The sequence below is a fragment of the Huijunlia imazamoxiresistens genome, assembly GCF_037132455.1.
In the GTDB taxonomy this organism is placed as follows: domain Bacteria; phylum Bacteroidota; class Bacteroidia; order Chitinophagales; family Chitinophagaceae; genus Flavisolibacter; species Flavisolibacter imazamoxiresistens.
Map to the genome: position 1 here is coordinate 77947 of NZ_JBBBEI010000013.1, position 20476 is coordinate 98422.

The 20476-nt window shown below is 59.6% G+C and carries 17 protein-coding genes; 5 read left to right on the forward strand and 12 right to left on the reverse strand.

The window, feature by feature from the left end; all coding sequences use genetic code 11:
• Window positions 1-9: 9 nt before the first annotated feature.
• From V9K67_RS16240 to V9K67_RS16285, 10 genes are all read right to left on the reverse strand, one after another.
• Entirely contained in the window at window positions 10-531 is a 522-nt protein-coding gene (locus V9K67_RS16240) for a GNAT family N-acetyltransferase (protein ID WP_336724343.1), read from the reverse strand.
• Between the two features lie 83 nt (window positions 532-614).
• Window positions 615-1109, reverse strand: a complete 495-nt coding sequence (locus V9K67_RS16245; protein WP_336724156.1) for a hypothetical protein — start codon at window positions 1107-1109, stop codon at window positions 615-617.
• A gap of 35 nt (window positions 1110-1144) precedes the next feature.
• Entirely contained in the window at window positions 1145-1648 is a 504-nt protein-coding gene (locus tag V9K67_RS16250; protein ID WP_336724158.1) for a hypothetical protein, read from the reverse strand.
• A 176-nt stretch (window positions 1649-1824) separates the two neighbouring features.
• Window positions 1825-2586: a hydroxypyruvate isomerase family protein gene (locus V9K67_RS16255; protein ID WP_336724160.1), complete on the reverse strand. Its 762-nt coding sequence runs from the start codon at window positions 2584-2586 to the stop codon at window positions 1825-1827.
• Window positions 2587-2668: 82 nt separating this feature from the next.
• Entirely contained in the window at window positions 2669-3448 is a 780-nt protein-coding gene (locus tag V9K67_RS16260; RefSeq protein ID WP_336724162.1) for a M57 family metalloprotease, read from the reverse strand.
• Window positions 3449-3555: 107 nt separating this feature from the next.
• A complete protein-coding gene (locus V9K67_RS16265; protein WP_336724163.1) occupies window positions 3556-6504 on the reverse strand; it encodes an SBBP repeat-containing protein in 2949 nt (982 codons plus the stop codon).
• Between the two features lie 97 nt (window positions 6505-6601).
• A complete protein-coding gene (locus tag V9K67_RS16270) occupies window positions 6602-9589 on the reverse strand; it encodes an SBBP repeat-containing protein (protein ID WP_336724164.1) in 2988 nt (995 codons plus the stop codon).
• 94 nt (window positions 9590-9683) lie between these two features.
• The gene (locus tag V9K67_RS16275) at window positions 9684-12638 is read right to left on the reverse strand and encodes an SBBP repeat-containing protein (RefSeq protein WP_336724166.1); all 2955 of its coding nucleotides are present in this window, start codon (window positions 12636-12638) and stop codon (window positions 9684-9686) included.
• A gap of 282 nt (window positions 12639-12920) precedes the next feature.
• Window positions 12921-13094, reverse strand: a complete 174-nt coding sequence (locus V9K67_RS16280) for a hypothetical protein (RefSeq protein WP_336724168.1) — start codon at window positions 13092-13094, stop codon at window positions 12921-12923.
• 46 nt (window positions 13095-13140) lie between these two features.
• The gene (locus tag V9K67_RS16285; RefSeq protein WP_336724170.1) at window positions 13141-13323 is read right to left on the reverse strand and encodes a hypothetical protein; all 183 of its coding nucleotides are present in this window, start codon (window positions 13321-13323) and stop codon (window positions 13141-13143) included.
• A gap of 333 nt (window positions 13324-13656) precedes the next feature.
• Between V9K67_RS16285 and V9K67_RS16290 the strand changes: the two genes are divergently transcribed.
• The 3 genes from V9K67_RS16290 to V9K67_RS16300 are packed head-to-tail and all read left to right on the forward strand — an operon-like array spanning window position 13657 to window position 15490.
• Window positions 13657-14196: an LVIVD repeat-containing protein gene (locus V9K67_RS16290; protein ID WP_336724171.1), complete on the forward strand. Its 540-nt coding sequence runs from the start codon at window positions 13657-13659 to the stop codon at window positions 14194-14196.
• 22 nt (window positions 14197-14218) lie between these two features.
• A complete protein-coding gene (locus V9K67_RS16295) occupies window positions 14219-14977 on the forward strand; it encodes an LVIVD repeat-containing protein (protein ID WP_336724173.1) in 759 nt (252 codons plus the stop codon).
• A gap of 30 nt (window positions 14978-15007) precedes the next feature.
• Window positions 15008-15490, forward strand: a complete 483-nt coding sequence (locus V9K67_RS16300; protein WP_336724175.1) for a GNAT family N-acetyltransferase — start codon at window positions 15008-15010, stop codon at window positions 15488-15490.
• A gap of 85 nt (window positions 15491-15575) precedes the next feature.
• Here the strand turns inward: V9K67_RS16300 and V9K67_RS16305 are convergent, their stop codons facing one another.
• Window positions 15576-16598, reverse strand: a complete 1023-nt coding sequence (locus V9K67_RS16305) for a BON domain-containing protein (RefSeq protein ID WP_336724176.1) — start codon at window positions 16596-16598, stop codon at window positions 15576-15578.
• Window positions 16599-17184: 586 nt separating this feature from the next.
• Here V9K67_RS16305 and V9K67_RS16310 point away from each other — a divergent pair.
• Window positions 17185-17844, forward strand: a complete 660-nt coding sequence (locus V9K67_RS16310; RefSeq protein WP_336724178.1) for a protein-L-isoaspartate(D-aspartate) O-methyltransferase — start codon at window positions 17185-17187, stop codon at window positions 17842-17844.
• A gap of 11 nt (window positions 17845-17855) precedes the next feature.
• Here V9K67_RS16310 and V9K67_RS16315 read toward each other — a convergent pair whose 3' ends face one another.
• Entirely contained in the window at window positions 17856-19406 is a 1551-nt protein-coding gene (locus V9K67_RS16315; RefSeq protein ID WP_336724179.1) for a bifunctional metallophosphatase/5'-nucleotidase, read from the reverse strand.
• 197 nt (window positions 19407-19603) lie between these two features.
• Between V9K67_RS16315 and V9K67_RS16320 the strand changes: the two genes are divergently transcribed.
• Window positions 19604-20395: a phosphosulfolactate synthase gene (locus V9K67_RS16320; protein WP_336724180.1), complete on the forward strand. Its 792-nt coding sequence runs from the start codon at window positions 19604-19606 to the stop codon at window positions 20393-20395.
• Window positions 20396-20476: the final 81 nt, after the last annotated feature.

Below are 20476 nucleotides of genomic sequence, written 5' to 3' on the forward strand. Positions count from 1 at the left end.
ATTGCTATTTCACTCTTTATCCCTTAGTAAACAGAAGCGGTGCTCGTTGAGGATATGGCCGTTTTTGAAGATGGATTTCCGGAAAACGCATTCTTCGGTGAAGCCTGCTTTTTTCAGCACGTTCATGGAGGCGGGGTTCCAGCTGAAAACGCCGGCGAAGATGCGGATGATGTCGAACTGTTCGAAGATGTATTCGGTGGTCTTTTTCACCGCGGTGGTCATGATGCCTTTTCCCCAGAAGGGCTCGCCCAGCCAGTAGCCCAGGTCGGCGGTTTTGCGGTACACGTCGGGCTGGGGGATAAAGCCCACCACGCCCACGCATTCGCCATTGAGGTCGATGCACAAATTCGAGGGCGGCTGCTGGTGCCGGCAAACCCCGATAAAGGCGGCGGCATCGGCGGGGGAGTAGGGATAGGGGAAGGAGTTGCGCAGGTTGAGCCAGATGTTGAAATTATTGGCATATCGGGCCATGCTATCTACATCGCCTGGCTGGAAGCTGCGCAACTGGAAACTGCCGCAAGGAATGATCACCAAGATGAAAGCTGATTATAAGGTGGATGAATGAGCGGCCGTCCCAATTCCTGATCCCCAATTCCTCTTTTTGCCGGTTGCCGCTAATAGCCGATTTCGTAGAAGCCGAGGATGCGGTTTTCCGATTCGTCCTCCGCCCTTCTTTTCTGGATCAGGCGGGCGACGGCGGAAGCGGCGATCCCGCCCAGCAGGTACAGGCCCACGGTCATGGCGGTGGTAGCTGGGGTACGGTTGGCGGGGCCCTGTTTCAGTCCCAGGGGTTTGGGCAGCAGCACGGCGCCCAGTCCGGCGGCGATGCCCAGGGCAGTGCCGCGCCACCATACGCCTTTCTGCTTGCCGGCGCCGGCGAGGCTGTAGTACAGGGCGTTGCCCAGCAGGTCGCCCGCCAGGGCCAGTAAAAACAGGTTTCTGCCGTGGGGACTCTTGCCGTTAATGCTTTTCAGCGTCTTTTCCAGGGCGTTCATGCCCAGGAGGTCCATGCGGGGGGCCTTGGGGGTCAGTCGTTTCACCGATTCATGAACGAGGGTGAGGGCGCCGGCGCCTGCCAGCCCGCCCGCGAATGCTGATGCTGCTTTCATAATGACTATTTAAGGTTGTTAGGTGTGAAGCCCGCTTAACTGTTGTTTGCTTCGATCATGGTTTCGGCTTCCCGATCCAGGGGGACGTGCAGCCTGCTGAGCTTTCCTTTCCCCAATACCTTTTGGGCAATGGTCGAAGCCACCATGGTGCCGGCCAGGTACCAGCCGATGGTCAGGATCTTGGAGGTCAGGGTGCGGTTGCTTTCTTCCACGCTTTTTCCCAGGCGGCGCGGCAGCAACTCGGCGCCCAGGCCGGTCACCAGCCCCACCAGCGATCCCCGCCACCACAGGCCGCTGCGGGCGCCGCCCACCAGGGTCTGGTACAGCACCGTACCCAGCACGTCGCCCGCAATGGTCCAGGCAAATGTGCGGTTGGTGATGGTGTTATTTCTGATGCCATGAAATACCTTGGTAGCCAGGCGGGAACCCAGCGCCGCCAGGCTGAGCGGTTCGGTATTGGCCATTTTCACGTTCTGGGTAATGGTGTTGAGGGCGCTGGCCCCAGCCATTTCTCCTCTTATTACGGTTGTCTTTTTCATGAGCTTTCTGTTTTTTCAAGCCTATATCCTCCACTTTGTGGAAAAGAAGCAGCCTTGTCCGATAGCAACCAAAATTCCGTACCAGAAAAAGAAGCGGGGCTACAGCCCATCAGCAAAACAGGCGAATGCAACTGCATTCGCCTGGGCTTTCTTATTTTTTCTTTGAAGAGGGGGGATTAAACGTCGCAGATGCGGATGGCTTCTTCCAGGGAGGCGATCTTGTCGGCTTTTACGGGAATGAACTCCTGGGCCACGTAGCCGTCGAAGCCCGTGTCGCGGATGGTGCGCATGATGGCGGGGTAGTTGAGCTCCTGCTGGTCGTCGATCTCGTGGCGGCCCGGGTTGCCGGCGGTGTGGTAATGCCCGATGTAGGCATGGTGCTCGCCGATGGTGCGGATTACGTCGCCTTCGTCGATCTGCATATGGTAAATGTCGTAGAGCAGTTTGAAGTTTTCCGAACCGAGGCGTTTGCACAATTCCACACCCCAGGCCGTATGGTTGCACATGTAGTCGGGGTGGTCGATCTTGCTGTTCAGCAGTTCGATGACCAGGGTGACGTCTCTTTTTTCGGCCAGGGAAAGAATTTGCTTTAGGCCTTCGGCGCAATTCCGCAGGCCGGTTTCATCGTCCATGCCCCTGCGGTTGCCGCTGAAGCAGATCAGGTTTTTATAGCCTGCCTGCGCCACCAGCTCAATGTGTTCGGCATAACGTTTTATCAGTTCCGGGTGGTATTGGGGGTCGTTCCAGCCTTCGGTCAGGCTGATCTCGGCGCCGTTGCACATGGAGGAATAGACCCCATGCGCTTTCAGGGTGGGCCAGTCCTGCGGGCCTACGAGGTCAATGGCGCTGAACCCTAATTGTTTCACGGTAAGGCACAACTGGTCGAGGGGTAAGAAGTCGTACGTCCAGCGGCAAACGGAGTGATTGATTTTTTTCATGTATGGTGAATGTGGCGGGAAATTTAGCGCAAAAACCGCCATCCTGCGGGGTTGGATGGAAAAAGCGGCCGCTGGCCGGCAGTTAGCGCCGGGGATAAAGGGTTCGTACGGCCTTCAGGTCGTAGGCCGTGAACCGCGACCAGCCCCGGACGGTGGCGTTCATGACGGAAGCGCCGTCTTTTGCCGGCGTTCCGCTGATGTTGTATCCCCAGTTGCTGTTGGTATGGGCCAGGCCGATGGTGTGCCCCAGCTCGTGGGTCATGGCAAAGCGTTTTTTCGTTGCTTCAAGGCCGTTATAGCGGGTGTTGATGGTGATGCGGCGCCCCGGGTTGCCGTAGTAGTCGGGGTAGTCGGCGGAGGCAATGGTGGAAGAGGAGGAAGCGTTGGAAGAAACCCGGGTGGTGGCGCCGGCCGGGCGGCGCAGACGCCGCATGTATACGCCGCTGCCGGTGCGGTTCCAGGAGGCGATGGCGGAGTCCAGGGCGGCGAGCCAGGCGGCGGGCACGGTGGCGTCGGCATAGAGGTTAATGTTGTTTGCCCTGGCAGGCACTACGCGGAAGTAGTGCTCCTGTTGGGCGGTGGTGTTGACACCGCTGGCGGCTCCCTCTTCCGGGAAGCGAAGCAGGGCGTCTTCCAGGGAGACGCAGCCGTCGCCTTCCAGGACGAACTGCCGTTCCTGCGGGTCGTATACGACGCTGTCCGGGGGCGCGCCGATGGCGCCGGAAAGGTAGCGCCGCAGGGCGGGAATGTTGTGAGTTTCGGGGACGGCAGCTGTTTGCGGTACCTCCTGCTTCCTGCAGGAAAGGAAGAGCACGGCCAGGGCCGGGATTATTTTAACGGTAAAGAACATTCGATGCTCCATGGGTCATTCGTTTTTAGGAAGGTGAAAAAAAGCAGGCTGCCGGTGGCAGCTTGCGGGAGGGACGGGGGAAGAACCCGGAAGGAACACCTCCCGGGTTCTGTTGATGATTAGCGCAAAATGCTCATCCTGCCGGTTTGGGTCAGCATATTGCTGCCGGTTTGCAGCGAGAGGCGATAGTGGTAGATGCCGGCGGGCAGCCGGGAAGCGTTGAAGTGGGCAATATGCGTCCCTGCTTTGGCGGGGGCATTGACGAGGGTGGACATTTCCTTTCCTGCCAGGTCGTACATCTTAAGGGTTACCTGCCCGTCGGAAGGCAGCTCGTATTGGATGCGGGCGTTGGTGGCCACCGGGTTGGGATAATGAGCAACCTGCAGCCTGCCTGCCCATGCCTGTATGGGCTGTTCCATGCTTTCCGGGCGCCGGGTGGTAGCGGAAGCGGAAGGCGCATACCTGATCGTCAGGTAGTCGTAGCCGGTGCCCCGCCCTACACTCTCGCCAGTTACATATACATTGCCTTTCTTATCCGCGACAACGCTTACGGCCCTGTTATAGCTATTGTCCGTACCGCTGAAGTGATCCGCTCCGGACTCCTGGCCCAGGGGGGTGTACCGGACCGTGAAATATTCCAATATGGATCCGGTGCCGGAACCGTAGCTTTCGCCGGTAACATAAACGTTGCCGGCGCCGTCCACTGCCAGGGACAGGGCATTGCTGTAAGCATTTACCGGGCTGTCATTGCGGGCCTCCCACAGCTGCTGGCCGTTCGTATCGTATTTGAGGGTGGTAAAGTTGAAGTGCCCGTTTTTCCAGCTCTTTCCGGTCACCAGCACATTGCCCCCGCCATCCAGCGCCAGTGCGTTGGCTTCGTCGGTATTATTTTCACCATCAAACCGCGCGACCCATTTTTGCAGGCCGTTCTTATCGTATTTGATGGTAGTATAGTCGGAACCGGTGATGAGGCCCTCGCTCTGCCCGGTGACATATACATTCCCCAAAACGTCTACGGCTATGGCCTTTACCCGGTCGTTGCCGTTCGCGGGTCCATTGTAGCGGGCGGCCCACTGCTGTACGCCGTTATTGTTATACTTTATGGTAGCATAATCGTAAAAGGTGCTGCCGCCGCCGCTTGTCCCGGAAATGTACACATTGCCCAGGGCGTCCACGGTCAGGGAAGGCGCATGATTGATATTACCGGGGCCGGTATACCGGGCCACCCACTTCTGCACGCCGTATTTGTCATATTTTATGGTGGCAAACGCTAAGTAGCTGACACCGGTGACATACACATTTCCGTTGGCATCCACGGCTATGGCATGAGCGCTGTCTGTATTATCGCCGACCCCGTTGTAGCGGGCCGCCCACAGCTGCGTTCCTTCCGGGTTGTATTTTATGGTGGCATAGTCGGTTCGGGTGCCGTTGCCCCGGCTGTATCCGGTAACATATACATTCCCTGCGTTGTCCGCGGCCAGGGCGGTTGCCTGGTCGTTGCCATCGGCCGGACCATTGTACCGTTTCTCCCATTTCCGGTTGCCGTCCGCATTGTATTTCACGGTAAGATAGTCGGCTAAAGGCTCGTCCGCATAATCATCTAAAACGCTTCCGGAACCGGTGATCAGCACATTGCCCGAGCCGTCCAGGGCAAGGGCCGCCGGCCGGTCGCTTCCATTGCCGGTGCCGTTTTCCCTTTTCACCCACTTCTGGGTGCCATCGCCGCCGTACTTTACCGACAGGAAGTCCGGGCCGCTTCCCTGGCCCCAGCTGTTGCCGGCCACATGCACATTGCCGGAAGCATCAACCGCCAGGCCTTTGGCCGCGTCGTAGCCGTTGCCCGTGCCGTTAAAGCGGGCCACCCACTGGCGCACCCCTGCCGCCGAATACTTTATCGTGGCATAGTCGGAACCGGCGCCGCTGGTCTCGCTTTCGCCGGTGACAAAAATATTTCCATAACTGTCAAGGGAGAGGGCGGTGGCTTTATCCTGCCCATTCGCCGTACCGTTGTAGCGGGCGGCCCACTGCTGCACACCGTTCTGGTTGTATTTGACGGTGGCATAATCGGAAGAAGTGCCGCTGCCTTCGCTTTCGCCGGTGACAAAAATATTTCCATAGCTGTCGAGGGCCAGGGCGGTCGCTTTATCCCTGCCGTCTGCCGTACCGTTGTAGCGGGCTGCCCATTGCTGCACGCCGCTGCTGTTATACTTGACGGTAGCATAGTCGAAGTGGAAATCGCCCCGGTCGCTGATCCCGGTAACCCATACATTCCCGGAAGCGTCCAGTGCCAGCGCAAAAGCCCTGTCATTATTGTCCCCGGGTCCGTTGTACCGTTGCAGCCACTGCTGCACACCGTTCCGGTCGTATTTGATGGTGGCGTAGTCCATGCCACTTCCAATGCCCTCGCTTTCCCCGGTTATGTAAACGCTGCCGTAAGTGTCCACGCCGATGGCATAGGCATAATCCTCATCATTGGGGCCGGCGTACCGGGCTACCCACTGCTGCACGCCGTTTTTGTCGTATTTGAGGGTGGTGTAGTCGGAAAAGGTTGCGTCGCTGTCGCTTTTACCGGTAACATACACATTGGCCGCTGCGTCCACGGCGATGGCATAACCGATATCCCGGTTATCGTCGGGGCCATTATAAGTGGCCACCCACTGCTGCACGCCGTTCTTGTCGTATTTGATGGTGGTAACGTCGTAACTGTGGCCGGTTCCCGTGCTGTGCCCGGTAACGTAGACATTGCCGGAGGCATCCAGGGCCAGGGCATTGGCCGCATCGTCTTCATTGGCCGGGCCATTGAACTTTTTCAGCCATAACTGGTTCCCGTCTTTGTCGCGTTTGATGGTGGCTATGTCCCGGCCGCTTGCACTGTTTTCGATGCTGCCGGTGACATACACGTTGCCGGCAGCGTCGGCCTTTGCCGCATGGGCGGCATCCTGCGAAAAAGGACCGGTGGCGTTATACCTTTTTACCCAACTGCGGTTCAACTGGGCAAAACAAAGGGCGGGCAGCAAAAGGAGCGCAGCAAGAAGCCAGGGCTTCCTGAAGAATTGGTTGCTTTTCATGGTCATCATTTGGGGTGAAAAAAGTGGTGGTTCCGTTTTCATGTTGAGGATACGGGGGAAGAACCCGGAAGGATCTCCTTCCAGGTTCTGTTGCTGATTAGCGCAAAATGCTCATCCTGCCGGTCTGGGTCAGCACCTGGCTGCCGGTTTGCAGCGTGAGGCGGTAGTGGTAAAGGCCGGTAGGCAGGCGGGAGGCGTCAAAGAGGGTGTTATAGGTCCCTGCCTGCGCGGCGGCAGTGATTATGGTTGCCGTTTCACGGCCCTGCAGGTCGTACACCTTAATGGTTACCCGTCCGCCGGAGGGCAGCTCGTACTGGATGCGGGCGGTCGTGGCCACCGGGTTGGGCGCATGCGACAGGCGGAAGCGGGCCGCCACCTGGGGTATATCTGCAGAAGACGGGGCGGCGGCGGGCGCATAGGTAGTGGCCGACCCGGCAGGGGCGTATTTGATGGTGGCCCAGTCGGTGCCGGTAGTGCCGCCCTCGCTGTTGCCCGTTACATAGGCGTTGCCCGAGCCGTCCACGGCTATGGCGGTGGCCGCGTCGTGGCCGTCGCTTACGGGACCGTCATACCGCCGGGCCCATTGCTGCACGCCGGCGGTGCTGTATTTGACCGTGGCATAGGCGCCTTCGTTGAGGCCGTCATGGGTATTATAGCTCATACCCGTTACGTACACGTTGCCGCCGGCATCCAGGGCCAGGTCAGCGGGCTGGTCGGTGGAATGATCCGGGCCGTCATAGCGTTTCACCCACAACTCGGTGCCGCCCGGGTTGTATTTGATGGTGGCGAAATCATCGCCATGGTCCGAGTCGTCGATGTTGCTGTTGCCGGTCACGTAAATATTGCCCGAAGCGTCTACCGCCAGGGCGGTGGCTACGTCGCTGCCGGTGCCGGGGTGGTAGCGTTTTACCCACTGCTGCGCGCCGGAGGTGTTGTATTTGACGGTGGCATAGGCCGAGCCGGACCCGCTTTCAAAACTTTGCCCGGTCACGTACACGTTGCCGGAGCCGTCCACCGCCAGGTCGTACACATTATCCAAAGAGCTTCCCGGACCGTCGTAGCGCTTTACCCACTTCTGGTTCCCCTCTTTATCGTATTTCAGGGTGGCGTAATCTTCATTATAGCCGCCGCCATTGCTTTGCCCGGATATATAAATATTGCCGCTGCCGTCCAGGGCCAGCTTTACCGCACGGTCTTCGTTATTCCCCGGCCCGTTGTAGGTTTTCACCCATTTGCGGTTGCCGCCCAGGTCGTACTTAATGGTGGTAAAGTCGCCGTTGGCGGAGGCACCCTGGCCCGTTCCCGTTACGTACACGTTGCCGTCCTTATCCACGGCGATGTCCTTGCCGCCATCGGGGAAGCTGCCCGTGCTGGTGTAGCGCTTGACCCATTTTTCGGCGCCGGCCTTATCGTATTTGATGGTGATGAAGTCGACTCCGCTGCCCGCGCCGGTGCTGCCGCCGGTAACATACACATTGCCCGCACCGTCTACGAACACGGCCTCGGCGCCATCGTCGCCATTGCCGGTGCCGTTAAACCTTTTTTCCCATAACAGGTTCCCATTCGTATGGTATTTCAGGGTCACGAAGTCCCGGCCGGAAGTGTTGCCCGGGCTGCTCCCGGTTACATATACATTGCCGGACGCATCCGTGGCGATGTCCCGGGCAAAATCGGCGCCTGACCCCGGACCGCCGTAGCGCTGGATCCATTGCTGTTGCCCGGCATTATTGAGCTTAAAGGTGGCAAAGTCGAAACTGGTGCCGCCGCCCCAGCTCTGCCCGGTCAGGTATACGTTCCCGTTAGCGTCCAGGTGCAGGGCCTGGGCCAGGTCGTCGCTGTTGCCGGGTCCGTTGTAGCGGGTGAGCCACTGCTGTACGCCGCCGGTGCTGTACTTGGCGGTGACATAATCCAGTGCGCTGGTGCCCGGCGCGCCGCCGGTGACATACACGTTGCCCGAGCCGTCCACGGCCAGGTCGGTGGCACGGCCCTGGGCGTTGCCGCTGGCCACGCCGATGCGGGCCGCCCACTGCTGGCTGCCGCCGGCAGTGTACTTGACGGTGGCGTAGGCGTTATTAGGGTCTTCCTCCAACGTGCCGCTGAAGCCGGTGATGTACACATTGCCCGAGCCGTCCACGGCAATGGCCAGGGCCTGGTCGCTGTCGGCGCCGTTATAGGTGGACGCCCACTGCTTGACGCCCGCCGCATTGTACTTGACGGTGGCATAGTCGGTGGCATTGCCTTCTTCGTTCAGGTCCTTGATGGTGGAAACAAAGCCCGTGACATACACGTTGCCCGATCCGTCGAGGGTCAGCGCATGGGCGCCGTCGCGGTCATGGAGGGGGCCGTCGTGGCGGGCTTCCCACAGCAGGGTGCCTGCGGAATTGTATTTGAGGGTGGTCATGTCCAAGGCGGTGCCGGCGCCCGCGCTGCTGCCGGTGATGTACACGTTGCCCGACCCGTCAAGGGCCAGGTCGGTGGGTGAATCGTCGCCGCCGGCCGGGCCGTTGTACCGTTTTACCCAAAGCTCGGTACCGGTGGGGCTGTACTTGATGGTGGCATAATCGTAATTGGTGCTCCAGCTCTGGCCGGTAACGTACACGTTGCCCGAGGCATCAACGGCCAGGTCGGTGGCCCCGTCAAACTCGCCGCCCGGGCCGGCGTATCGTTTTTCCCATTGCAGCGCGCCGGCGGCGTTGTACTTGAGCGTGACGTAGTCAATAAAGCCCGCCGCGCTCGTGCTGTGACCGGCAACGTACACGTTGCCGGCGGCATCCACGGCAATGGCCTGGGGCTTATCGCTGCCGCTGGCCGCCCCGTTGAAGCGGGCTTCCCACAGCACCAGCCCGTTCTTGTCGTACTTGATGGTGACAATGTCTTCATAGTGACCGGTGAACTCGCTGGCGCCGGTCACGTACACATTGCCATTGGCGTCGGAAGTGACGTCGGTCCCCTGGTCGTTCAGGTTGCTGAACGCGCCCGTATAGCGGGCCACCCATTTCTGGGCAACCTGGGCAAAGCCGGAAGAGGAAAGCAGGAAGAACACTGCCAGGAGCAGGTGCTTCATGGAAAGGAAGACGGTTCTCATGATGTTGCAATTTTTTTCGTGAACAATAAAAGGTGGTCCGTCCCGGTGGAAGGGAGGCTTGTGAAAGGGTTCCCCGCAGCGGGGAGGGTTCGGCTTAGCGGACTACGGACATTTTCTGGATGCGGGTCCACGCCTTGTTGCCGCTTTTCAGGGTCAGGCGGTAGTGATAGATGCCTTTGGGCAGCCGGGAAGCGTCAAAGAGGAGGTGGTGCACGCCTGCTGTGGCGGCGGCCTCAACGATCGTGGCCGTTTCCCGTCCCTGCAGGTCATACAGCTTCAGGGACACCTGCCCGTCGAAGGGCAACTCGTAGCGGATGCGGGCGGTGCTGGCTACGGGGTTGGGGGCATGGGCGATCCGGAGGCTGCCGGGCAGGACGGTCATCCGCTCGTTGGCGGCCGTTGCCGGCGTAGAGGTGGTGGCGGCAACGGCGGGGCTGTACTTGATGATCAGGTAGTCCTCGCCCGAGCCGGTGCCAAAGCTGCCGCCGGCAACGAAGACCTTTCCGTCCTTATCCACGGCTACGGCTTCCGCGTCGTCGCTGGAATTGGCGGTGCCGTTAAAGCGGTCCGCACCCAGTTCGGCGCCCTGGGCGTCGTAGGCCACGGTGGCAAAGTCGGTAGCGCCGGCGCCGGCGTGGCTTCTCCCGGTCACCACCGCATGGCCGGCGGCATTCACGGCCAGCGAGGTGGCGAAATCATCCCCGTTATCGGGGCCGTTGTAGCGGGCTGCCCATTGCTGCACGCCGCTGTTGTCGTAGCGGACGGTGGCATAGTCGTAATTGCTGCCGTTGTGGCTGTAGCCGGCCACCAGCACGTTGCCCCAGCCGTCCAGGGCCAGCGCCGCCACGAAGTCGTGGTTGTTGGCCGGGCCGTTGTAGACGGCAGCCCACTGCTGCAGCCCGGCGGCATTGTACTTCAGGGTGATATAGTTGGTCTGGGCGGTGCCGGACACGTACACATTCCCCGAGGCGTCCACGGCAATGGCTTTGGCTTCCCCGAACCCGGCTGCCGGGTTTGGGTAGCGGGCCGCCCATAGCTGCACCCCGTTTTTGTCGTATTTGACGGTAGCGAAATCTTCGGTAAGGCTGGCGGACCGGCTGCGCCCGGTCACGTACACGTTGCCCGCGCCGTCTACGGCCAGGGCCCTGGCCATATCGGAGGAGCTGGCGGGGCCGTTGTAGCGCACCACCCACTTGCGGTTGCCGTCCTTATCGTATTTGATGGTGGCAAAATCGTAATCTCCGCTGCCGAAGCTTTCCCCGGTCACATATACATTGCCGTCCTTGTCGGTGGCCAGGGCGGCCGGCCGGTCGTCCACGCTGCCGGGACCGTTGTAGGTTTTGACCCATTTCTGGCTGCCGTCGGTGCTGTACTTGATGGTGACATAATCGCGACGGTTGGAGGGGACGACAAAGCCGAACCCGGTGACCAGTACATTGCCCGAGGGGTCGACGGCCAGGGCGGCGGCCTCACCGGAAGCGTTGCCCTGGTCGTTGTACCTTTTTTCCCATTTGCGGCTGCCGTCGGCATTGTATTTCACGGTGAGGAATTCGGGTATGGGATCGCTATCCTCATCCCGGCGGAAGGAGCTCCAGCCGGTGAGGGCCGCTCCGCCCGCTCCGTCCGCCGCCACGGCCCGGGCATGGTCGGTGCCCACGTTGGTGCCGGCTTCCCGCTTGATCCACTGCTGCGATCCGCTGTTGCTGTATTTGGCGGCCAGCATGTCCATGTCCGTTCCCGTGCCCTCGCTGCGCCCGGCTACATACACATTGCCGGAAGCGTCGAGGCGCAGGGCATAGCCGCCATCGGTGCGGTGGGCGGTGCCGTCCAGCCGGGCCGCCCATTGCTGCACCCCGGAAGCATTGTACTTCACGGTAGCGAAATCATTGGCGGAGGTGGTGCCCCTGCTTTCGCCGGTAACGTATACATTGCCGGAGGCATCCACCGCCAGGGCATTGGCGAAATCGCTGGCGTTGCCCGTGCCGTTGTAGCGGGCCAGCCATTGCTGCACGCCGCTGTTGTTGTATTTCAGGGTGACGTAGTCGGAGAAGCTGCCGCCGCCGTCGCTTTGCCCGGTCACGTATACATTCCCCGCAGCCTCCAGGACGAGGGCGTTGGCCGCGTCGAAGCTGCCCGCCACCGGGCCGTCGTACCGGGCGGCCCACTGCTGCACACCCGCGGCGGAGTACTTGACGGTGGCATAATCGGGGAAGGAACTGCTGCCGGCGCTTTGCCCGGCCACGTATACGTTGCCCGAGCCGTCCACGGCCAGGGCATGGGCCTCGTCTAAATCATGGCCCGGCCCGTCGTAGCGGGCTTCCCACTGTTGGGCCCCCGCCGCATTGTATTTCACGGTCAGGTAGTCGAAACGGCCGGCGGTACTAAAACTATGGCCGGTCACGTATACGTTGCCGGAGCCGTCCACGGCCAGGGCCCTGGCGAAATCCGAGCTGTTGGCGGGGCCATTGTAGCGGGCGGCCCACTGCTGCACCCCGGCGGCATTGTATTTTACGGTGGCATAGTCTTCCGAGGCGGTGCCCCTGCTCTGACCGGTTACGTACACATTGCCCGCCGCATCCACGGCCAGGGCGGTGGCCCGGTGCTGCCCGGTGCCCGGGCCGCTGTAGCGGGCGGTCCACAGCAACACCCCGGAGGCGGAGTACTTGACCGTGGCATAGTCGAAGATCGTCGGGTTGCCGGTGCTTTCGCCGGTGACATACACGTTGCCCGCGGCGTCTACGGCCACGGCCTTGGCCGCATCGAAGAAATTGTTCGGCCCGTTGTACAGGCGGGTCCAGAGGTGGTTGCCCGATTTGTCGCGTTTAACGAGGGCGAAGTCCGAGTTGCTTTCGCCGTTCCCGATTAGCCCGGCCACGTATACATTGGCCGAGGCGTCCACCGCCAGGGCATGGGCCTGGTCGCGGGATAAAGTGCCGATGGGGTTGTACCTTTTTACCCATTCGCGGGCCGGCTGGGCGGGAGAAAAGAAGGGAAGCAGGAACAGGAGGGCCGGCAGCAGGAGCTGCAGGGAGGGTTGTTTTCGGTTCATGGTTGATGGTATTACGGTAAAACAATGGTGGGGACGCGATCTTGGGGCAGGCCATGCAAAAAGGTGTGTAGAAGACCTTCCTGCCTGAACCTGCCCCTAGGGCAATGGTTGGGATACAGCACGGTATGGGTGGTGGGTAGATGGAAATAATGAGAGGTGCTTTCCGTAGACGGTGCGGGTGTCAGCGTTAGGATAAGGCTGCCGGATGGGAAAGGGTTAACGAAAGGGTAGCGGGGAATCAGCGGGCGGAGGGCAGGAGGGGTAGGAGTGGCTCATCGGTTTTCAGGCGGCGAAAGCGGTTGCCGCCGGGAAGGCCTGCGGGTTGCTGAAGGGGTGGCTGCTGGTGGCGGCGGAAGCCGGCGGGGTAGGTTCCTTTCTTGAATTCTTGTTGCAGGCAAAGAACAGCAGGGTTGCGATGAAGAAAACGATGAGGGGGAAAAAAGAAATCTGTTTCATGATGCACATTCTTTAGCAGTTATTAAGGAAGGGCCGGATGCTGAACTTAATTCAGGCTTAGGGTGAAGATGGAGGCGGGCTCTTCATGGATCATGTTTACCAGGGCCATCAGGTTGCAGGCGTGCAACAATATCTTTTCCTGGCATTGCCGGCGGAAGTGGTCGCAGTCTTCATCCTTTACAAAGCAGATGGTTAACTGGTCTTCTTCGTTGATTAAATAGTAGGACATAAACAATGGTTTTGTGGGTGAAGAAGGTGCCGGGCTTTGGGGGGAATAACCGGGGCTGTCTGGTTTTCGTTTCGTCTGGCTTCGTGGAAAGAACCGCTCTTTACTAACCTTATCGCCCTTTTGGGAAAAAAGGGAAGCATCCGGGGAAGTTTTTTTTAAAAAAAATTTCCGGGAGCCCGGTAGCTCTTGCTTAAGAACGGATCCGCCTGCACCCACAATGCCTTCGGGGCAGTCGGCGGGCCCATTCGTTTTTTGCCCCGATTTAGCTTATCTTTCTGAATACACGGTCTTCCCGGTCTCCCTTAACCTCTAACCCCTAAAGCGGCTGCTCATATGAAACTCTTCCTTCTTTATTGCGGGCTCCTGACCATGGGCACCTGCTGGCGCTACCACCCCGTGGAACCTCCCGAGCGAAAGGTGTGGGGCAACCGGCCGGTTTATGCCGCCGAAAACAAGGCCCGGGAGATTTCCTACATCGCCGGCAAGCAGCCTATCGTGCAGGCCGGCAACATCTACGCCATCGGCCCCTACATTTTCCAGGTTGACGTGGGGCGGGGTATTCACGTGATCGACAACCGCGTGCCGGCCCAGGCCGACCGGGTGGGCTTTATCCGGGTATACGGCTGCGCCCAGGTGGCCATTCGCGGCAACCACCTCTACACCAACAGCCTGTCCGACCTGGTGACGCTCGACTTGTCCGACCCGGCCCGCCTGAAAGAAGTGAGCCGCGTGGCCAATGCTTTTCCTTCGTTCCGGTACAACTACCCGCTGGTGCAGCCCGAAGAACGGGGCTATTTTGCCTGTCCCCGCTACGACAGCATCGTGGTGGGCTGGGTGAAGGATTCGGTATACGCCAGCTGCTACAAAAACTAACGCGTTCTATTAAACCGTTTATATGAAAGGAACCATTGTGGCGACCGTCCTCCTGCTGCTCTGCGCCTGGGGACTACTTTATTCCTGCGGCAAGGATACCGGCAGCAACGATACCGCCGGGGGACCTACAGCCGGCGCCGGCGGCTCGCTGGCCCGTTTTACCATCCGGGGCGATTACCTCTATGCCGTGGACGACCAGAGCCTGCAGGCCTATAACCTGCAGGATGGGGCCCGGCCGCAAAAGGTGTCTTCCACCCCTTTGGCCTGGGGCGTCGAAACGATCTACGCCTTTAACAACTACCTTTTCCTGGGTACGCAAACAGGCCTGCTCATCTATTCACTCGATACCCTTTCCAAGCCCCGCTACCTGGGCGAGGCCCGGCATGCCCGCAGCTGCGACCCGGTGGTGGCCAACGACTCGGTGGCCTTTGTTACCCTCAAGGGCTCTGCCCGCTGCGGGCCCGCAGAAAGCGGCCTTTACGTGCACGACATCAAGAACATAGACCGGCCGGTGCTGAAAAAAACGCTCCCCCTGCCCGATCCCGTGGGCCTGGGCCTGCAGGATACGGTGCTGTACGTTTGCTGCGGCACGGAAGGGCTGAAGCTGTTCAACGTAAAAGCGCCCTTCGCCCCGGTGCTGATCGGCTCCAAAACCGACGGCAACTACATGGACGTGATCCCCTACCACGGACTGCTGATCTGTTTTGTGCAGGACGGCATCCTGCTGTACGATATCTCCAACCCGGCCGCACCGCAGCCCCTGAAAAAGATCGCCGGCTGAGTACCGGGAAACTCCTTTATTTTGGCCGGTATGAACCAGCGTACCATCACCTACCGGGCCGCCGCCACGCCCTCCGAATTTGCGCAGGGGCGCAAACTGTTCGAGCTTTATGCCCAGTCGCTGGGCTTCGACCTGTCGTTCCAGGGCTTTGCCGGCGAGCTCGATGCGCTGGCGGAGCAATACGGTCCGCCGGCCGGGGCCCTGCACCTGGCCTTCAGCGGCGAGCAGGCCATCGGCTGTGCCGGCATCCGGGCCTTTGACGAGGCGACGGCCGAGCTGAAACGGATGTTCGTTCTGCCCGAATACCAGGGGCGCCAAGTAGGGCAGCGGCTGCTGGAGCGCTGTATCGCCTCGGCCATCGAAGGGGGCTACCGGCGGCTGGTGCTGGACACCCTGCCCCATATGGAGGGCGCATTGCGGCTGTACCGCCGGGCTGGTTTTGAAGAAATACCTCCCTACCGCTACAATCCTTTTGCGGATGCGGTGTTTTTAGAGAAGAAGCTCAGGGAATGAAGCATATAAAATGTGGATAACGACATAAAAAAAAGCCGGCAGTCCAAAGGAACTGCCGGCTTTTTTCTTATGCACACGTTATTGCTTATTCTCTTTTACCGGTACGTCCGGCGGAGCTGTCATCGGTTCTGATTTCCGAGGAGCCGACGGTGGTTTGCACATGGCCAACGCGCAGCTGGTTCTGTACATTGGAAACGCCCGAGATCCGTTCGGCCAGCTCTTCCGCACGGCGCTTGTCCTCGCGGCTTTCCACGGTGCCCGTCAGGATCACCTCGTTACCGCTGACCCGCACATCGATGTCGGAAGCGTCCACGTAGGCATCGTCGCTGAGGCGGTCGCATACATCTTCCCGGATGCGGTCGTCGGAGCGCTTGTAGTTGCGGGGGCCTTTGCCTTTGTGTGCGCCTTCACGAATGTGGTCGGCGTCGCGCCTGCGTTCGGCATCCTCGTCGCCAAACCAGGAGGAAACCTCGTCGCGGGTTTTATCCCACCAGTCGCGGTCACGGTCGTGGTCGCCGCGGCGGCGTTCGCCTTCGTACTGGCCGGAAGAGCGCCAGTCGCGGCCCCGTTCACCATAGCCCTGTCCACCGCTGGTGCGGCCATAATCCTGGTCCTGCCGTCCGCGGCCGGTGCCGTAACGGTAATTGGAAGTGCCGTAGGCGCTGCCATAGCTGCCCGAAGCGCCATAGCCGGAGCCATAGTCGCCCTGTTCGCCCAGGGAATAGTCTTCATGACGCCGGCCGTAGGAGCCTTGTCCGCCGTAGCCGCCCCGGTAATCGGGGTTGCGTCTTTCGTTGCCCTGCCATCGGCCTTCGCCCTGGGCGGAAGCGCCATAGCCGGTGCGGTATTCATCGCCTGCCTGTCCCTGGCCGCGGCCGTAGTTGTAGTCCTGTTGCCAGTGGCCCTGCTGCCCGCCGGAGTGGCCGCTGCGGCCCCATTTGCCGCCATAGCCCTGGTCGCCTTGCCGGTTACCGTAATCCTCATCCCGGTCATAGTTTATGTTGCGCCGTTCTTCGTATTGGCTTTCCCTGCGGTAGTTGGATTCGTCGCGGTCCCAGTTTTCATCTGAGGCGTAGAAGGAACCCCTGTTTCGATTGTTGTCTGCCATATGGATGAAATTTTAAGGGTGATTGGAGATAATCGTATTGTTCCTCCATAAAAATTATGCCTTTGTAACAGCTGGTGGCCGCCGGTGGGCGATCCCCACCCGGGAGAAAAGCCAGGGCCCGGGGCCCTGGCTTTTTTTTGCACCCCGGAACAAAAGCCCCTGTTTTTGCAGTTTTCCCTTCCTTTTTTCCTGTATTTTTTTTCCTTCTTATATTTTGCCGCAGACCGGGGGAGGGAAGGCTGTGGTGCCCTTTTTCCCCACCACTGAGGCCGCCTGTAGCGGCCCTTCTGCGGGGATACCCTTATTTATTTGTGGAAAAAATGGATTAGATAGCTTGGCCGTAGTGGCTTCCGGCACGTTATTTCCGGAAGGAAAAGAAAGCAACAGGGTGAAAACCGGAACCGACTGTACACGATATTTCTGTAAAAGTTATTCCTATGGAGATCGTGCCGACTGGCGAATGGAGTTGACAAAAGATACTCCTTCCTTCACAGACTACAGAAGTTTCCTTGACTTTTGTAGTCTGTTCTTATAAAAGACCCTGGGGAAAGCCGGCGCCGGCCCGCTCCGCACCAAAATCATTTTTATGATGCGCTCATCGGCAGATACACCTCATCACGAACGGCTGCGCAGGAAACTGGTGAATGAAATTGCCCGGAAAGGAATTACGGACGAGCGGGTATTGGAGGCCATCTATTCTATCCCCCGCCACTTATTCATGGACGTTTCCCTGGAAGATAAAGCCTACGAAGATCATGCGTTTCCCATAGCCGAAGGTCAGACCATTTCCCAGCCTTATACCGTGGCGTACCAGACGCAGCTGCTGGAAGTAAAACCGGGCGAACGGGTGCTGGAGATCGGCACCGGCAGCGCCTACCAGGCGGCCGTGCTGGCAGCCATCGGCGCCGAAGTGTACACCATCGAACGGCAGAAAAAGCTGTTCGATACCAACCGCGAGTTCGACTACCTGAAAAGCTTCAGTAACATCCATTTTTTCTACGGCGACGGCTACGAAGGCCTGCCCCAGTTTGCGCCTTTCGACAAGATCCTGCTCACCGCGGCCGCGCCGGAAGTGCCGCCCCTGCTGGTAGAGCAGCTGCGCCGCGGCGGCCTGATGGTGCTGCCGCTGGGCTCCGGCCCCGTGCAGCAAATGATGCGGGTCCGCAAAATCGAAAACAGCCACACGCAGGAAGAGTTTTTTGACAACTTTTCTTTTGTCCCGATGCTTGAGGGCAAAAGGGAGTAAACTCGTAAACTTTATTGCGGCTTTTTCTCCAAATACTTCACCACCGCCAACCGGATGTCGGACTGGGCGTTGGGGGCGGGGGCAAGGGGATCGTACACCTTAACAATAGCGGGGTTGGCGGGGGTAAGGAAGTCCATGTTGGCTTCCATGCCGGTGAGCAGGAAGTCGGTCAGGGCTACCCGGTAGGTGCTTTCCGCTTCCAGGGGGGCGCCCTTCAGCTTCCAGGTGCCGGCGGCGTCAACGGTCAGGGCGTCGTTGAAGTGCAGGAAGCCCCCGGTATCCTTGTTTTTCCGGCCCTGCTGCAGTGTCTGCAACAGCAGTGCGCCCTTCATGTCTACCAGGCGCAGGCCGCCGCCAAAGGGCATGGTCCGCAGGATGTCGTACTGGGTGATGGGCGGGTGCAGGTAGTCGTCCACCCGGATGGAGCCGGCATTCATCAGCACCACGTCGGCCTGCGGGGCGGCGTCGGCCAGGGCGGCCACCACCAGGCGGGTGAGGTCGGTGCTGCCGCCGCGTACGGAGGTTTCGCGGCCGTCGAGGGCGTTGCCGCCGGCGAGCACCACCTTGCGGGCATCAAAGCCCAGCGAGCCGAAATTTTGGGCGGCGATATCCATCCACTTGTTTACCACCACGGTAGTGGCGCTGTCGAGGGGCACTTTCTCGTCCAGGTACCTCAGGTCGGGTTCCACCTCCACCTTGCCTTTCTTCGTGTGGAGCTGCAGCCGCAGCACGTAGGCCGACTTGGCATTGGCGTGGGCCTTGGTAATAAATATGCCACCTTCCTTTTCAAAGCGCATGTCGTGCTCGTGGCCGCCCAGGATGGCGGCCAGCCCCGGTACTTCCCGGGCCAGCCGGCGGTCTTCCTCCACGGCCTGGTGGGTGATGGCCACCACCGCGTCCACTGAATCCTTCAGGCGGTTGTACAGTTCTTTGGCCGTTTGCAGCGGGTCGGTATACGACACGTAGGGCGCCTTGTTGAAAGGCAGCGTCAGGCCGATAAAGCCGATGCGGGCCCTGGTGCCGTCGGCATCCTTAACATTCAGGACAAAGACCTGGGGGAACTGCAGCTGGAGGTTGGCGGGGAGGAGGCGGGCGAAGGGGGTGGCCTGCCCGTTTTGGAGGTGGAAGGTGTTCGAAGAGATCCACTGAAAGCGCGATTCGTTGATGCGGTCCTGCAGCTCGTTCTCGGCAATGTCGAACTCGTGGTTGCCGAAGACGACCAGGTCGGTGCCGACGGCATTCATGGCTTCCACCATCTGGCGGCCGCGGATGCGCTGGTCCCCGAACTTCAGGCTGTTGTAAATGGAAGGGCTTAGGAAGTCGCCCGCCATCACCAGGAAGGTGTTGGGATTTTTTTTCAGGTATTCCTTCTTCAGCGAGGCCACCCGGGCCATGCCGCCTTCTTTGCCGCCTGCCAGCGGTGCAATCTCATACACGTCGTTTACCTGTACAAACACTACTTCAATCTTGTGGTCGTCCTTTTTCGATGCCTTGCCGGTAACGGAGCAGGAGGCCGTACCGAGTAACAGCAGTCCGCATGCGCAGCGAATCAGTTGGTTCATGTGACGATAAATTGTTTCGCGAAAGATAAGGAGGGGAAGGAAAGTATTTTTGCATTTCTTAAACAAAGCCGCGCCGACAGGGCATCTTTATCCGCTACATTTGCGGCTCCATATCCTTTGCAAAAGCCTTTGGCCTGCGGTTGCGGGCACCGATGCTGGCCCGAATGGCATTTATTATCAAAGAAAAAAGCAGTTGCATGAACTTTAATCTGATCAACATACCCCAGCGTACCGCCCAGCCCCGCACTTCCGGCCTGACCATGGTGGCCGACAAAGGAATGAGCCCGAAGGAGGCCGCCAACTTCATGTCCATCGCGGCGCCGCATGTGGATTTGGTAAAGCTTTCCTTTGGTACCTCCTTCGTCACCCCCCTGCTGGACGAAAAGATTAAAATTTACCGGCAATATAATGTTCCCGTTTATTTCGGGGGCATGCTGTTCGAAGCCTTCATGATCCGCAACCAGTACGAGGACTTCCTGGCGCTGCTGCGGCATTACGGCATCACCACCATCGAGGTGTCGGACGGCTCCATCGATATCCCGCATACCGAAAAATGCGGCTACATCGAAAAGCTGGCGAAGTACGGCACGGTGCTGAGCGAGGTGGGCTCCAAAGACAAGGACCGGGTTCGGGTAACCCCTCCTTACCAGTGGATCAAACTCATGAGGGACGAGCTGGAAGCCGGCGCCTCGCATGTGATCGCCGAAGCGCGGGAGTCGGGCAACGTAGGCCTGTACCGCAACAGCGGCGAGGTGCGCGAAGGGCTGGTGGAGGAGATCCTGACAAAGATCCCCGCCGAAAAAATTATTTGGGAAGCGCCGCTGAAAGACCAGCAGCTGTATTTCATCAAGCTCCTGGGCTGCAATGCCAACCTGGGCAACATCGCCCCTAAGGAGGTCATCTCCCTTGAAGCCATGCGCGTCGGCCTCCGCGGCGACACCTTCCACCTGTTTTTGAGCGACGAACAGAAGAAGGCATACTCGATTTGAGGAGGGTACATCCTTAAACAATAAAAGGCAAAGTCCCGGGCATAAGCGCCGGGACTTTTCCTGTAAAACAAGACGAACAAT

Bases quoted from the DNA above. Each gene is read 5' to 3' on its own strand.
- V9K67_RS16245 (WP_336724156.1), bottom strand. From the start codon at position 1,109: ATGAAAGCAGCATCAGCATTCGCGGGCGGGCTGGCAGGCGCCGGCGCC.
- V9K67_RS16250 (WP_336724158.1), bottom strand. From the start codon at position 1,648: ATGAAAAAGACAACCGTAATAAGAGGAGAAATGGCTGGGGCCAGCGCC.
- V9K67_RS16255 (WP_336724160.1), bottom strand. From the start codon at position 2,586: ATGAAAAAAATCAATCACTCCGTTTGCCGCTGGACGTACGACTTCTTA.
- V9K67_RS16260 (WP_336724162.1), bottom strand. From the start codon at position 3,448: ATGGAGCATCGAATGTTCTTTACCGTTAAAATAATCCCGGCCCTGGCC.
- V9K67_RS16265 (WP_336724163.1), bottom strand. From the start codon at position 6,504: ATGAAAAGCAACCAATTCTTCAGGAAGCCCTGGCTTCTTGCTGCGCTC.
- V9K67_RS16270 (WP_336724164.1), bottom strand. From the start codon at position 9,589: ATGAGAACCGTCTTCCTTTCCATGAAGCACCTGCTCCTGGCAGTGTTC.
- V9K67_RS16275 (WP_336724166.1), bottom strand. From the start codon at position 12,638: ATGAACCGAAAACAACCCTCCCTGCAGCTCCTGCTGCCGGCCCTCCTG.
- V9K67_RS16280 (WP_336724168.1), bottom strand. From the start codon at position 13,094: ATGAAACAGATTTCTTTTTTCCCCCTCATCGTTTTCTTCATCGCAACC.
- V9K67_RS16285 (WP_336724170.1), bottom strand. From the start codon at position 13,323: ATGTCCTACTATTTAATCAACGAAGAAGACCAGTTAACCATCTGCTTT.
- V9K67_RS16290 (WP_336724171.1), top strand. From the start codon at position 13,657: ATGAAACTCTTCCTTCTTTATTGCGGGCTCCTGACCATGGGCACCTGC.
- V9K67_RS16295 (WP_336724173.1), top strand. From the start codon at position 14,219: ATGAAAGGAACCATTGTGGCGACCGTCCTCCTGCTGCTCTGCGCCTGG.
- V9K67_RS16300 (WP_336724175.1), top strand. From the start codon at position 15,008: ATGAACCAGCGTACCATCACCTACCGGGCCGCCGCCACGCCCTCCGAA.
- V9K67_RS16305 (WP_336724176.1), bottom strand. From the start codon at position 16,598: ATGGCAGACAACAATCGAAACAGGGGTTCCTTCTACGCCTCAGATGAA.
- V9K67_RS16310 (WP_336724178.1), top strand. From the start codon at position 17,185: ATGATGCGCTCATCGGCAGATACACCTCATCACGAACGGCTGCGCAGG.
- V9K67_RS16315 (WP_336724179.1), bottom strand. From the start codon at position 19,406: ATGAACCAACTGATTCGCTGCGCATGCGGACTGCTGTTACTCGGTACG.
- V9K67_RS16320 (WP_336724180.1), top strand. From the start codon at position 19,604: ATGAACTTTAATCTGATCAACATACCCCAGCGTACCGCCCAGCCCCGC.